At 68.9% G+C, this 14,446-nt stretch carries 11 protein-coding genes; 10 read left to right on the forward strand and 1 reads right to left on the reverse strand.

Translation table 11 applies throughout. From position 1 onward, the window contains the following. The 9 genes from Taqua_RS12075 to Taqua_RS12115 all read left to right on the forward strand — a co-directional run. A partial coding sequence (locus tag Taqua_RS12075) for an N-6 DNA methylase (protein WP_144326860.1) occupies nucleotides 1-698 on the forward strand: 698 nt, incomplete at its 5' end. After that, nucleotides 688-1,977 carry a restriction endonuclease subunit S gene (locus Taqua_RS12080; protein WP_144326861.1) on the forward strand — a complete coding sequence of 430 codons (1,290 nt, stop codon included), beginning with the start codon at nucleotides 688-690 and terminating at the stop codon, nucleotides 1,975-1,977. The genes Taqua_RS12075 and Taqua_RS12080, both read left to right, overlap by 11 nt. 64 nt (nucleotides 1,978-2,041) lie before the next feature. Further along, the gene (locus Taqua_RS12085) at nucleotides 2,042-3,031 is read left to right on the forward strand and encodes a virulence RhuM family protein/type II toxin-antitoxin system death-on-curing family toxin (RefSeq protein WP_144326862.1); all 990 of its coding nucleotides are present in this window, start codon (nucleotides 2,042-2,044) and stop codon (nucleotides 3,029-3,031) included. Nucleotides 3,032-3,034: 3 nt separating this feature from the next. Beyond that, entirely contained in the window at nucleotides 3,035-6,226 is a 3,192-nt protein-coding gene (locus Taqua_RS12090; RefSeq protein ID WP_144326863.1) for a type I restriction endonuclease subunit R, read from the forward strand. Nucleotides 6,227-6,253: 27 nt separating this feature from the next. Beyond that, on the forward strand, nucleotides 6,254-6,778 hold the full coding sequence (locus tag Taqua_RS12095) for a YbaK/EbsC family protein (protein WP_144326864.1): 525 nt from the start codon (nucleotides 6,254-6,256) through the stop codon (nucleotides 6,776-6,778). Further along, on the forward strand, nucleotides 6,771-7,022 hold the full coding sequence (locus Taqua_RS12100) for a DUF1289 domain-containing protein (protein ID WP_144326865.1): 252 nt from the start codon (nucleotides 6,771-6,773) through the stop codon (nucleotides 7,020-7,022). Before Taqua_RS12095 ends, Taqua_RS12100 begins: the two co-directional genes overlap by 8 nt. Nucleotides 7,023-7,082: 60 nt before the next feature. Next, entirely contained in the window at nucleotides 7,083-8,864 is a 1,782-nt protein-coding gene (locus Taqua_RS12105) for an NADH-ubiquinone oxidoreductase-F iron-sulfur binding region domain-containing protein (RefSeq protein WP_144326866.1), read from the forward strand. Beyond that, the gene (locus tag Taqua_RS12110) at nucleotides 8,861-11,713 is read left to right on the forward strand and encodes a molybdopterin-dependent oxidoreductase (protein ID WP_144326867.1); all 2,853 of its coding nucleotides are present in this window, start codon (nucleotides 8,861-8,863) and stop codon (nucleotides 11,711-11,713) included. Before Taqua_RS12105 ends, Taqua_RS12110 begins: the two co-directional genes overlap by 4 nt. A 108-nt stretch (nucleotides 11,714-11,821) precedes the next feature. Then, a complete protein-coding gene (locus tag Taqua_RS12115) occupies nucleotides 11,822-12,268 on the forward strand; it encodes a universal stress protein (protein ID WP_185969624.1) in 447 nt (148 codons plus the stop codon). Here the strand turns inward: Taqua_RS12115 and Taqua_RS12120 are convergent. Then, nucleotides 12,249-12,803, reverse strand: a complete 555-nt coding sequence (locus tag Taqua_RS12120; protein ID WP_144326869.1) for a thioredoxin family protein — start codon at nucleotides 12,801-12,803, stop codon at nucleotides 12,249-12,251. The two genes, Taqua_RS12115 and Taqua_RS12120, sit on opposite strands and share 20 nt — an antisense overlap. Before the next feature lie 106 nt (nucleotides 12,804-12,909). Here Taqua_RS12120 and Taqua_RS12125 point away from each other — a divergent pair. After that, a partial coding sequence (locus Taqua_RS12125) for an excinuclease ABC subunit UvrA (RefSeq protein ID WP_484421945.1) occupies nucleotides 12,910-14,446 on the forward strand: 1,537 nt, incomplete at its 3' end.

Here is a 14,446-nt window from a genome sequence, read left to right on the forward strand (position 1 = left end):
ACATTTCCGACTGGGGCGGCGAGCGTCTGCGCGAGGACGTGCGCTGGACGTTCGGCGTGCCGCCCGTGGGCAACGCCAACTACGCCTGGCTGCAACACATCCATCACCACCTCGCCCCCAACGGCACGGCGGGCGTGGTGCTGGCCAACGGCTCCATGTCCTCGCAGCAGTCGGGCGAGGGCGAGATCCGCAAAGCCATGATCGAGGCCGACGTGGTGGATTGCATGGTGGCGCTGCCCGGGCAGCTCTTCTACTCCACGCAGATCCCCGCCTGCCTGTGGTTCCTGGCCCGCAACAAGAACCCGGGCAAGGGCCTGCGCGACCGCCGCGGGCAGGTGCTCTTCATTGACGCGCGCCAGATGGGCGTGCTGGTGGACCGCACCCGCCGCGAACTCACGGACGAAGAGATCAAAAGAATCGCCGACACCTACCACGCCTGGCGCGGCGAGCCAGACGCGAGCGAATACCAGGACGTGCCCGGCTTCTGCAAATCCGCCACGCTGGACGAGATCCGCAGGCACGACTACGTGCTCACGCCGGGGCGCTACGTGGGCGCGGCGGCGCAGGAAGACGACGGCGAACCATTCGAAGTAAAGATGGCGCGGCTGGCAGCACAGTGGCGCAAGCAGCGGGCGGAAGCGGCACGGCTGGATGCGGCCATCGCCAGGAACCTGGAGGAGCTGGGGTATGGCGGGTGAGTGGGTCGAAGTAACAGTTGGTGAACTAGCACCGTTCGCCTACGGTAAAGGCCTGCCAGAGATACGGCGGAGCGCAACGGGGAACGTCCCTGTTTACGGTTCAAATGGTGTTGTTGGTTTCCATGACATGCCACTGACGGATGGCCCAACTGTAGTTATCGGTCGCAAAGGCACAGTGGGCGCTGTTCACTACTCGCCTGTCCCCTGTTGGCCAATAGACACAACATTCTATGTGACCGGCAAAGACCCGTCGGTGCTTCGATACCGCTATTACCTGCTCAAATCTCTAGGGCTAGAGCACATGAACGCCGATAGCGCGGTTCCTGGATTGAACCGTGACGCTGCTCATGCGCGACGAATCCGCATACCGCTAAGCGAAGGTGAACAACGCGCCATCGCCCACATCCTCGGCACGCTGGACGACAAGATCGAGCTGAACCGGCGGATGAGCGAGACGCTGGAGGCGATGGCGCGGGCGCTGTTCAAGGCATGGTTCGTGGACTTCGAACCCGTGCGCGCCAAGATGGAGGGCCGCTGGCGCCGCGGCGAGACCCTGCCCGGCCTGCCCGCGCACCTCTACGACCTTTTCCCCGACCGGCTGGTGGATTCGGAACTGGGCGAGATTCCGGAGGGGTGGGGGGTGGGGCCCCTGAACGATTTCTTCTCCGTTGGCTTAGGCGGCGCCTGGGGTGAGGGCGAACCATCGGCTCGAGCGACGGTCGCAGTGCGGTGCTTGCGTGGAATCGACTGTCACGACTTAGCAGAGGGGCGCATCCCTGATGTCCCAGTACGTTGGCTATCACCTAAGCAAGTTGCAGACCGCGAGTTGATGGAAGGAGCGATCCTGATCGAGGGATCGGGCTCGTTCTGTGGTCGGAGCATGATCTGGAGGCGTGGGTACGAGGCACTTCTTGGCGCCCCCGTCGGCTATAGCAACTTCTGCAAGCGCCTGGACCCAGGCTGCACACCCGCACAAGCAGCGATTTGTTGGATGCAGATCCGTCAAGCGTATCGAGACGGCATGCTTCAATCTTTCCGAACGGGAACGGCGTTTCCGAACTTTGACGTTCACGGATTCCTGTCGAACCTTATCGTTGTGGTGCCGCCAGTTCCTCTGGCAGAAGCGTTCGGGAAGATTTTTGCGCTGAGCCAGCGTCTGGATCTTATGGCGCAATCCCGCACCCTCACCGCCCTGCGCGACGCGTTGCTCCCAAGGCTGATCTCCGGCGAGCTGCGCGTGAAGGATGCCGAAACCTTCCTGGAGCGCGTCGCGGCATGAGCAAGCACGATGTGCTTGTCGTTGAGTCCACCGCATTCACGATCCATTTCAGGGAGGAAAGCCGATGAACCCTGCCGCCGACGTCATCATCTACGACAGCGCGGAAGCGCGGGTCGAGGTGCGGTTGGACCGCGAGACCGTCTGGCTGACCCAGGAGCAGATGGCCGCGCTGTTTGGCCGCGAGCGTTCGGTCGTGACCAAGCACATCCGCAATGTGTTCGCCGAGGGCGAACTGGAGCGCGGGGCAGTGTGTGCAAAATTTGCACATACTGCCGCTGACGGCAAAACCTACCAGGTCGAGTACTACAACCTGGACGTCATCATTTCGGTCGGCTACCGCGTCAAGTCGCAGCAAGGTACGCGCTTCCGCCAATGGGCCACGCGGGTGCTGCGCGAGCATCTGACCCAGGGCTACAGCCTGGACCGGCAGCGCTTCGAGCAAAACGCCGCCGAGCTGGAAGCGGCGCTGGCACTGGCGAAGAAGGCCGCTGCCGGTGAGGCGCTGACCGCCGAGCAGGGCCGCGGGCTGGTGGACGTGATCGCCCGCTACACGCAAACGTTTTTGTGGCTACAACGCTACGACGAAGGCTTGCTCACCGCCCCGGCAGGCAGCCCGGGCGGGGTGCTGCCGACGTTGGATGAAGCCCGCGCGGCCATCGCCCGCCTCAAGGCCGACTTGATGGCGCGTGGCGAAGCGTCCGAATTGTTCGGGCAGGAGCGCGGCGACGCCTTCGCGGCCATCCTCGGCAACCTGGAGCAGACGGTCTTTGGCGAGCCGGCCTACCCCACGATCGAAACCAAGGCGGCGCATCTGCTGTACTTCGTCATCAAGAACCACCCGTTTTCCGACGGCAACAAGCGTACCGGGGCCTTTCTGTTCGTGGACTTTCTGGCGCGCAACGGGCGCCTGCTACGCAACGGCGAGCCCGTCATCAACGACGTGGGGCTGGCGGCGCTGGCGCTGCTGGTGGCGGAATCCGACGCCAAGAACAAGGACGTGATGATCCGCCTGATCGAGAACATGTTGGCGCTGCCAACACCGGCCGGAGCTTGAAGGATGGCCTTTCTGTCGGAAGCCGAGGTGGAAAACGCCCTTCTGGATCAGCTGCGCGCGCTCGGCTACAGCATCGAGCGCGAGGAGAACATCGGCCCCGACGGGCATCGCCCCGAGCGCGAGAGCCACGACGAGGTGGTGCTGAAGCGGCGCTTTGAGCAAGCGGTGGCCCGCCTGAACCCCTCGCTGCCCGCTGAAGCCCGGCACGACGCGATCCGGCGCGTGACGCAGTCCGAGCTGCCGAACCTGCTGGAGGAGAACCGCCGCCTCCATCGCCTGCTGACCGAAGGCGTGGATGTGGAGTACTACGCGGATGATGGCGTGCTCACCGCTGGCAAGGCGCGGCTGATCGACTTCGATGACCCGGCCAACAACGACTGGCTGGCGGTGAACCAGTTCGTGGTCATCAACGGGCAGTATCAGCGGCGGCCCGATGTGGTGCTGTTCGTCAACGGTCTGCCGGTCGCGGTGATCGAGCTCAAAGCCCCGGGAGACCACCAGGCCACCGTCGTGGCCGCGTTCAACCAGTTGCAGACCTACAAGCAGCAGATTCCGCAGCTCTTCCACACCAACGCGCTGCTGGTGGCGTCCGATGGACTCATGGCGCGGGTGGGCTCGCTCTCGGCCGATCTCGAACGCTTCATGCCGTGGCGCACCACCGACGGCCGGGAGGTGGCGCCCAAGGGAGCGCCGGAGCTGGAGACGCTGATCGCCGGCGTGTTCGAGCCTCGGCGCCTGCTGGACCTGCTGCGCGACTTCACGGTATTCGGCGAAACCGGGTCGGGGCTCGTCAAGATCATCGCCGGCTACCACCAGTTCCACGCGGTGAAGAAGGCGGTGGAGCAGACCGTGCGTGCCATGCCGCCTGCCCATGTCGTGCAGGAAGACCCGGCCGACTACGGCCTGCCCTCGGTCAAGAGCCAGCGCCCCGGCGACCGGCGCGCCGGCGTGATCTGGCACACACAGGGATCGGGCAAGAGCCTGTTGATGGCCTTCTACGCCGGCCTCTTGGTCAAGCATCCCGCGCTGGAGAACCCCACGCTGGTCGTGCTGACCGACCGCAACGACCTCGACGATCAGCTCTTTGCCACCTTCTCGATGTGCCGCGACCTGATCCGCCAGACGCCGGTGCAGGCCGAGGGGCGCGAGCACTTGAAAGAACTGCTCAACCGGGCGTCGGGCGGGGTGATCTTCACCACGTTGCAGAAGTTCGGCGAGGTCGAGGGGCCGCTCACCTTGCGGCGCAATGTCGTGGTCATCGCCGACGAGGCGCACCGCAGCCAGTACGGTTTCAAGGCCAAGGTGGACGCCAGGACCGGCGAGATTTCCTACGGCTTCGCCAAGTACATGCGCGATGCCCTGCCGAACGCCTCGTTCATCGGCTTCACCGGCACGCCCATCGAGGCCGACGACGTGAACACCCCGGCGGTGTTCGGCCACTACATCGACATCTACGACATCAGCCGCGCGGTGGAAGATGGCGCCACGGTGCCGATCTACTACGAGTCGCGCCTGGCGCGCATCGAGCTGGCCGAGGACGAAAAACCCAAGCTCGACGCGGAGATCGAGGAGATCCTGGAAGGCGAGGAAGAGTCCGCCCGCGAACGCACGAAGCAGAAGTGGGCCACGGTGGAGGCCCTGGTCGGCGCGGACAAGCGCTTGAGGTTGGTCGCGGAGGACATCGTCCGCCACTTCGAGGATCGGGTGGCGGCCCTGGACGGCAAGGCGATGATCGTCTGCATGAGCCGGCGCATCTGCGTCAAGCTCTACGACGAGATCGTGAAGCTGCGTCCCGGATGGCACAGCGATGACGACCACGCCGGCAGCGTCAAGATCGTGATGACGGGCGCGGCCTCCGATCCGGCCAACTGGCAGAAGCACATCGGCAACAAGGCGCGGCGCGACCTTTTGGCGAAGCGCGCCCGCGACCCGAAAGACCCGCTCAAGCTCGTGATCGTGCGCGACATGTGGCTGACCGGCTTCGACGCGCCCTGCATGCATACGATGTACGTGGACAAGCCGATGCGCGGCCACGGCCTGATGCAGGCCATCGCGCGCGTCAACCGCGTGTTCCGCGACAAGCCTGCCGGGCTGATCGTGGACTACATCGGCATTGCGCAGAACCTGAAGAACGCGCTGGCCCAATACTCACCGCGCGACCGTGAGCAGACCGGCATCGACGAAGCCGAGGCCGTCGCAGTGTTGCTGGAAAAGCTCGAAGTCGTGCGCGGCATGTTCTTTGGCTTCGACTACCACCCGGCGCTCGAGGCGGCGCCGCAGGCGCGGCTGGCGACGATGGCTGGCGCCATCGAGTGGATCCTGGACAAGCAGCAGCAATGGGTGGCGCAGGCCTCCACCCCGCAGGACAAGAAAGCCGCGCAGCGGCGCTTTCCTGACGCGGTGCTGGCCCTGTCCAAGGCCTTCGCGCTGGCCTCGGCGTCGGACGAAGCCCGCGCCGTGCGTGAGGAAGTGGGCTTTTTCCAGGCCATCCGTGCCGCGCTCATCAAGAGCGATACAGGCTCGGGTATCACCCAGCAAGAGCGCGAGCTGGCGATCCAGCAAATCGTCAGCCGCGCGGTGGTCTCCACCGAGATCGTGGACATTCTGGCCGCCGCCGGCCTCAAGAGCCCGGACATCTCCATCCTCTCGGACGAGTTTCTCGCCGAGGTGCAGCAGATGGAGAAGAAAAACCTGGCGCTCGCGGCGTTGAGGAAACTGCTCAACGACGGCATCCGCTCCCGCGCCAAGACCAACGTGGTGCAGACCAAGGCGTTTTCCGAACGGCTGGAAGAGGCCGTGGCGCGTTACCACGCGGGCGCCATCACCACCGCCGAGGTGCTGCAGGAGCTGATCCAGCTGGCCCGTGACATCCGCGCCGCCCGCCAGCGGGGCGAGGAGCAGGGGCTGTCGGACGAGGAAATCGCCTTCTACGACGCGCTGGCCGAGAACGAATCCGCCGTGCAGGTGATGGGCGACGCCAAGCTGCGCGTGATCGCCCACGAGCTGCTGGTTTCCCTGCGCGACAACGTCACGGTGGACTGGGCGCACCGCGAGTCGGCCCGCGCCCGCATGCGCGTGCTGGTCAAGCGCATCCTGCGCAAATACGGCTACCCGCCCGACTTGCAGGACGCCGCGGTGCAGACGGTGTTGGCGCAGGCTGAGGCCTTATGCGCATCGTGGGCGATGCCGGCGTGACGCGGCGCCGCCCGTGATAATGCGCCCATGTGTGGATCCGAACTGCAAGCCTTGCCCGAGGGGGTGCGCCGTGTGGCGACGGCGTTGCGTGACCTGGGGGCCGCCGGTGCGCCCGTGATGCTGGACGCCGCGGCGCGTACCGCGCAGCAGGCCGCCGACGCCTTGGGCGTGGCGCTGGGCCAAATCGCCAAAAGCATCATCTTTCGCCGCTTGCCGGACGATGTGGCGGTGCTGGTCATCACCAGCGGTGACCGGCGCGTCGACGAAACCAAGGTGGCCGCGCATGTGTGCGGTCCGGGCCAGCACCTGGGGCGGGCCGACGCCGCCTTCGTCAAGGCGGCCACGGGGTTTTCGATTGGCGGGGTGGCCCCGCTGGCCCATGCCACGCCGCCGGTGACGCTGATCGACGCCGAGCTGTGGCGCTTTGACGTCATTTGGGCCGCCGCAGGCCACCCGCACGCGGTGTTCAAGCTCACGCCCAACGATCTGCGCCGCTGGACCGGCGCGCCGGTGCTGGACGTCACCGTGCGTCCGGGGCATCATCATGGCTGAGCCAACGGCGGTGCCCGGGCCGCGGCCGACGGTCACGCTGGAGGCGGCGCGGCGACGGGCCGCGGGGGGCGCTGGCGTGCCGTCGCCTTGCGTGGGCGTGTGTCGCATCGATCCGGTCAGCGGTTGGTGCGCCGGCTGTTGGCGCACGCTGGACGAGATCGCGGCGTGGGCGGACGCCGACGACGCCACGCGCCTGGGCATCTGGGCGCGGGTCGAAGCGCGGCAGCGCGCGTCGGGTTGCTAAAGCCGCTGTGGTTGGTGTATGCACAATTGTGCATAATGCCACCCAAAGAGGAGCCAACGTATGCAGCATGCAGCAGGTCCGACGCCCTCCGTGGCGGTTCCCCCGTCGGGCATCGGCCGTGGCCGGGCGCAACCCAAAGGACGCACGCCCAGCCCCGCCGCGCGCGAGCGCGTGGCGCAGGCATGCGCAGGGCTGGCCGCGCGGCGCGACCTGCTGATCGAGCACCTGCACCGGCTGCAAGACGCCTTGGGGGGGCTGACCCGCGACGACCTGGCCGCCTTGGCCGAGCGCCTGCGGCTGAGCCAAGCCGAGGTGTTCGAAGTCGCCACGTTTTACCACCACTTTCGCGTGCTGGACGACGGTGCCATGCCGCCGCGCGTGACGGTGCGCGTGTGCACCAGCCTGCCGTGCGCGCTGGCGGGCGGCGAGGCGCTGCTGGCGCGCGTGCGCCAGGCCCTGCAAGGCGACGACACCGTGGCGGTGGAGGCTGCGCCCTGCATGGGTCAGTGCCACCAGGCGCCGGCGGCGTGCGTGGGGCAGCGTCAGATGGCGCCGGCGACCGACGAAGCGGTGGTGGCGTGCGCGCGCAGTGGCCCGAGCACGCCGCGCGCGCTGCCGGCCAGCGGCGCGCCGCTGCAGCCGCACGATTACGCGCAATTGGAGCGCCTGCTGGCCGGTGAGCTGACGCCAGCGGCGGTGCTGCGCGAGCTGCAGGCCAGCGACTTGCGGGGTTTGGGCGGCGCGGGCTTTCCAGCGTGGCGCAAGTGGGCCACGGTGGCGGGCCAACCTGGGCCGCGCGAGGGGGTGGTCAACATCGACGAGGGCGAGGTCGGCACCTTCAAGGATTGGCACCTGCTGGCGCACGACCCGCGCCCGGCGCTGGAGGGCATGTTGATCGCCGCTGCGGTCGTCGGGCTGCAGCGGCTGTGGGTTTACGTGCGCGACGAGTACCACGACGTGCGTGCGCTGCTGGGCGACGAGCTGGTGGCGTTGCGGGCGCGGCTGGCGCAGTGGCAGCAGCGCTACCCGGCGGCGTTTGGTGACACCGCTGTGGTCGACCCTGGCCGGGCGCAACGGCCCCTGCTGCCGCCCGGTGGCCCGGTGATCGAGCTGCGCCGCGGTGCGGGCGCCTACATATGTGGCGAGGAGTCGGCGCTGATCGAATCGCTGGAGGGCAAACGCGGTCTGCCACGGTTGCGTCCCCCCATCACCGCGCTGCGCGGCGTGTTTGGGCGGCCGACGCTGGCCCACAACGTGGAAACGCTGTGGTGGCTGCCCACGCTGCTGCGCGACGGCGGCGCGGCCTGGGCAACGGCGGGCGTGCGCGGCCGCCATGGCTGGCGGCGCTACAGCGTCAGCGGGCGGGTGCAGCGGCCCGGTTGCTACCTGCTGCCCGCCGGCAGCACGTTGCGCGAGCTCATCGACGCCGCCGGTGGCATGGCCGAAGGTCACCGCCTGTACGCCTTTTTGCCGGGCGGCGCGTCGGGCGGCATCCTGCCGGCCTCGCTGGCGGACGTGCCGCTGGATTTCGACACCCTGGCCGAGCACGGCGCCTTCGTCGGCTCGATGGCGGTGGTCGTGTTGTCGGAGGCCGACCGCGCGCGCGACGCAGCGCTGTCGCTGCTGCGCTTTTTCGAGCACGAATCGTGCGGCCAATGCACCCCGTGCCGCGCTGGCACCAGGCAGGCCGTGGCGCTGATGCAGCAACCGGTGTGGGACGGTGCCCGTCTGGACGATCTGGCCCAGGCCATGCGCGACGCCTCCATCTGCGGCTTGGGGCAGGCCGCGCCCAATCCGTTCGGCAGCGTGCTGCGCTACTTCCCGCACGAGGTGTCCCCATGAACCCCACCACCGTCGAATTCACGTTGGACGGGCGCACCGTGCACGCCCAGCCGGGTGAAACGCTGTGGGCCGTGGCGCAGCGCCTGGGCACGACGCTGCCGCACCTGTGCCACCGCCCGGGGTTGCCACCGGCGGGCAACTGCCGCGCCTGCGTTGTCGAGGTGGCCGGCGAGCGCACCCTGACCGCGGCGTGCTGCCGCCGCCCCGACCCGGGGATGCAGGTGCGCACCGACAGCCCGCGCGCCCAGCGCGCCCGCCGCACCGTGCTGGAGCTGCTGGCGGCCGACGCTCCGGACAGCGCGTCGTTGCGCTGCGACAGCGAACTGACGCACTGGGTGCGCGCGATCGCCGCCCAGCCCGAACGCTGGCCGGTCCGCGGGGCCACGCAGACCGAGGCGCAGCCCGACACCAGCCACCCTGCGTTCACCGTGCGGCTCGATGCTTGCATCCAGTGCACGCGCTGCGTGCGGGCGTGCCGTGACGTGCAAGGCAACGACGTGCTGGGCCTGGCGGGGCGCGGCACACAGGCCCGCATCGTCTTTGACCAGGGCGACGCCGTGGCCGACAGCACCTGCGTGGCGTGTGGCGAGTGCGTGCAAGCGTGCCCCACGGGGGCGCTGGCTCCGGCCAACGGGTCGTACACCCGCCGCGCCGAGCGCACGGTGGACACCGTGTGCCCCTTTTGCGGCGTGGGCTGTGCCTTGACGCTGCACGTGCGCAACGGGCGCATCGACCGTGTCGACGGGGCGCCTGGCCCCGCCAACGACGGGCGGCTGTGTGTCAAAGGCCGCTTTGGCATGGACTACGTGCACCATCCGCAGCGCCTGACGCAGCCGCTGATCCGACGCGCCGACGCCCCCAAAGACCCTGCGATCTTGATGCACGGCCCCGGAGGACGGGCCGACCACGCGGCGCTGCTGGCGCAGTTTCGCCCCGCCACGTGGGAAGAGGCGCTGGACGTGGCCGCGGCGGGCTTGGCGCGTGTGCGCGACGCCGCGCGTGCGGCCGGCCTGCGCGGCCGCGCGGTGCCGGTGGCGGGGTTTGGATCCGCCAAGGGCAGCAACGAAGAGGCCTACCTGTTCCAAAAGCTGATGCGCAGCGCCTTTGCCACGCACAACGTGGACCACTGCACGCGGCTGTGCCACGCTTCCAGCGTCGCGGCGTTGATGGAAAGCATCGGCTCCGGCGCGGTCAGCAACCCGGTGCGCGACTGCGCCCACGCCGACGTGATCGTCGTCATCGGCGCCAACCCGGTGCAAAACCATCCGGTGGCGGCCACCTGGATCAAAAACGCGGTGCGCCGCGGCGCCCGGCTGGTGCTGGCCGACCCCCGCCGCACCGAGTTGGCGCGTTACGCCTGGCGCTACCTGGGGTTCACGCCAGGCAGCGACGTGGCGTTGCTCAATGCGCTGCTGCACGTCATCGTCACCGAGGGGCTGGTCAACGAACCGTTCGTCGCGGTGCGCGTGCACCCGGACGACCTGCGGGCGCTGCGCGAGTACTTGCGGCCGTGGTCGCCCGAGGCGATGGCGCCGCTGTGCGGCATCGACCCCGCGACGCTGCGCGAGGTGGCGCGTGCCTACGCCGGCGGGCCTGCCAGCATGATTTTTTGGGGCATGGGTGTGGCGCAGCACAGCCACGGCACCGACAACGTGCGGGCGCTGATCGCGTTGGCGCTGTTGACCGGCCAGATCGGTCGCCCCGGCACGGGGCTGCACCCGCTGCGGGGACAAAACAACGTGCAGGGCGCCAGCGACGCCGGCCTGATCCCGATGGTGCTGCCGGATTACCGTCGCGTCGGGGTGGCGGCGCACCGTGCGGCGGCTGAGGCCGCCTGGGGCTTGGCGCCCGGCACCTTGCCCGACGAGCCGGGGTTGACGGTGGTCGAAATCCTCGACGCCGCCTACGAGGGCCGCATCCGGGCCATGCTCATCCAAGGTGAAAACCCGGCCATGAGCGACCCCGACGCGGCCCACGCCCGTGCGGCGCTGGCGCGGCTGGAGCACCTGGTGGTGGCCGACATTTTCCTGACCGAGACCGCGGCGCTGGCCGACGTTGTGTTGCCGGCGGCGGCCTGGCCGGAAAAAACCGGCACGGTCACCAACACCGACCGCCTGGTGCAACTGGGCCGCCCGGCCGTGGCCCCGCCGGGCCAGGCGCGCGCCGACGCCTGGATCCTGGAGCAACTGGCGCAGCGTTTCGGACTGGGTTGGGACTACGGCATCGACCCGCACGGCGGGGCGCCCGAGCCCGACAGCGGTATTGGGCGCGTGTTTGATGAAATGCGCAGCCTGATGCCGGCGCTGGCGGGGCTGTCGTGGGCGCGCATGCTGCGCGAGGGCGCCGTCACGCACCCCGTGCCAGCGCCGGACGATCCCGGTCACCCGATCGTGTTCACCGATCGCTTCCCGACACCCGATGGCCGCGCGCGCCTGGTGCCCGCCCGCCCGGGAGCGCCCGCCGAGCCGCCCGACGCCGACTACCCCTACGTCCTGATCACCGGTCGGCAACTGGAGCACTGGCACACCGGCGCGATGACGCGCCGCAGCGCCGTGTTGGACGCGCTGGAGCCGGTGCCGCACGTCAGCGTGCACCCGGCCTTGCTGGCGCGCCTGGGCCTGCAGGCCGGCCAGCCGGTGCGGCTGCGCACGCGCCGCGGCCAGGTGACGGTGGCCACGCGGGTCGATGAGGCGGTGCCCGACGGGGTGGTCTTTTGGCCGTTCGCTTACGCCGAGGCCGCCGCCAACCTGTTGACCATCGCGGCGCTGGACCCGGTGGCCAAGATCGCCGAAGTCAAGTACTGCGCCGTGGCCGTCGAGGCGTTGGCGCCCGACCCCGTCACCGTTTGACGTAACGCAAACGATGTGCACGCGCGCTGCGGGTCGGGGGCGCACCGCTGGGCAGCGCCGGCGCGCTGGGCTAAGATGGCGTCATCCCATCCAGCAGGAGATCGACCAATGTTCAAAAAAATCCTGGTTCCCGTCGATGGCTCGACCCTGGCGCACGCGGCCGGCGAGTTCGCGGCCAACCTGGCTCGCCAGCATGGCGCGCAGGTGGTCGGGGTGTACGTGATCGATCCCTTCCCCTACATCGGCATCGGGGACGCCTCGGCGGTGGGCCTGCAAGCCTACCTGGCCGAGGCCAAAGCCGCCGCCACCCAGGCCCTGGACGACCTGCGCCAGGTGTGCGAAGCGCGCGGCGTGCCCTACGCGGGCGACACGATCGAGCGCAACGTGGTCTACGAGGGCATCCTCGAAACCTGCGAGGCCGAGGGGTGCGACCTGATCGTCATGGCCTCGCACGGGCGCAAGGGCGTGCAAGCGCTCATTCTGGGCAGCGTGGCGCAAAAGGTGCTCACGCACGCCAAGGTGCCGGTGCTGGTGGTCAAGCCGAACGCCACTTGATCGAGCAGCCGATGCTGGCGATCTGCTCGCGCGGGCCTTGGCCCGTGGCGGCAATCAGCTTCATCGCCTCCAGCAGATCGCACGGCGAGCCCTCGGGCGCCGTCTCTTTGCGCGAGGCATCGAAGCGCCCACGGTACTGCAGCTCGTCGGCGGCGTTGAAGCCAAAAAAGTCCGGTGTACACACGGCGCCCCAGGCGCGCGCCACCTCCTGCGTTTCGTCGTACAGGTAGGGGAAGGGAAAGCCGCGCTCGCGCGCTAGGCGTTGCATGTTGTCGAACGAATCCTCCGGGTACGCCTCGGGGTCGTTGGACGAAATCGCCGCCACGCCAATGCCCATGTCCAGCAGTTGCCGTGTCACCGGCACCAAACGCGGCAAGATGGCCTGCACGTACGGGCAGTGGTTGCAGATGAACATCACCAGCGTGCCCTTGGGGCCGCGGATGTCCTCGTAGCGCCAGCGGCGCCCGTCCACGCCGGGCAGCTCAAAGCCCGGCGCCTTCCAGCCAAAGTCGCACACGGGTGGGATGGCAGCCATCGATGCGTCTCCTTCGCTTCCATGGTCATGGGGTATGTCAGGCGCAAGTTTAGCGACCCGTGCCTACAATGTTTGGCCCCGTTGCCGTACCCCAGGGAACCGAGCCATGACCGCCCGCCCGCCGTTGCCCACCGCCGCCCCCTCCACCGACGACGAGGGCGTGCCCTTGCAAGGGGTGATCCGCATCCGCGGTGCGCGTCAGCACAACCTGCGCAACCTGGACGTCGACATCCACACCGGTCAGATCACCGTGGTCACGGGGCCCAGCGGTTCGGGCAAGTCGTCGCTGGTGTTCGACACCCTGTTCGCCGAAGGCCAGCGGCGCTACGTCGAAACCTTCTCGGCGTACGCGCGCCAGTTTCTGGACCGCATGGACAAGCCCGCGGTCGACCGCATCGACGGTGTGCCCCCCGCGATCGCCATCGACCAGACCAATCCGGTGCGCAACTCGCGCTCCACGGTGGGCACGATGACCGAACTGAACGACCACCTCAAGCTGCTGCTGGCGCGCGCCGGGCGGTTGTTCGACCGGATGACGGCGCAGGAGGTGCGCGACGACACCCCGGCCAGCATTGCCGCGGCGATCCGTGCGCGCGCCGTGGCGGCCGGGGACCCGCGCTTGGTGCTGACCTTCACCGCGACCTTGCCGGCCGACACCCCGCCCGAGACCGTGCAGCAGTGGCTGGCGGCCAGCGGCTACACCCGCGTGCACCACGAGGAGGTGGTCGACGGCCAGCGGCGGCTGGAGGTGGTGGTGGACCGCCTGCGCGCCGGCGCCGCCGAACCCGCCCGCCTGCTGGAGGCGGTGGAGGCGGGGCTGCAACGCGGCGGCGGGCAGATGAGCGTGTTCGCGCTGCGCGACGGCGACGCCCCACCCGAGCGCTGGCGTTACGCCGCGGGCCTGCATTGCCCGGAAAGCGGCCTGCGCTACGCGCCCGCGCGCCCGGCGTTGTTCTCGTTCAACAGCCCCGCGGGCGCGTGCGACACCTGCCGCGGCTTTGGGCGCGTCATCGGCGTGGATTGGGGTCTGGTGATTCCCGACCCGCGGTTGACGCTGCGTGCCGGCGCCATCAAGCCGATCCAGACCCCGGCGTTTCGCGAGTGCCAAGACGACCTGATGCGCCACGCCGAGGCCGCCGGCATCCCGCGTGACACGCCCTGGTCGCACCTCAGCGAAGCGCAGCGCCGCTGGGTGCTGGACGGCGACCCGGCCTTCAGCGGCGACTGGCGACACCAATGGTACGGCATTCGGCGCTTTTTCGACTACCTGGAGAGCAAGGCCTACAAGATGCACATCCGGGTGTTGCTGTCCAAATACCGCAGCTACACCGTTTGCCCGGCCTGCCAGGGCGCACGCCTGAAGTCCGAAGCGTTGTTGTGGCGCGTCGGCTGCAAGGCCGACGCCGACGCGGTGCTGCCCCCCCAGCGGCGCTTCATGCCCCCGGGGGTGGCGTGGTCGCGCGCGCAGCTGGAAGCGCTACCAGGGCTGTGTTTGCACGACCTGATGCAGTTGCCGATCGGGCGACTGCGCGCGTTCATGGAACGGCTGGCGGCGTCGGTCGGGCGCGGCGAAGGGGCGGAGGCGGGTGAGGAGCCGAGGGGGGACCAAGAACCCGACGGCGGCGGCCGGCTGGTGTTTGCCG

Origin of the sequence: Tepidimonas aquatica, assembly GCF_007556585.1 — a bacterium.
GTDB classification, from domain to species: domain Bacteria; phylum Pseudomonadota; class Gammaproteobacteria; order Burkholderiales; family Burkholderiaceae_C; genus Tepidimonas; species Tepidimonas aquatica.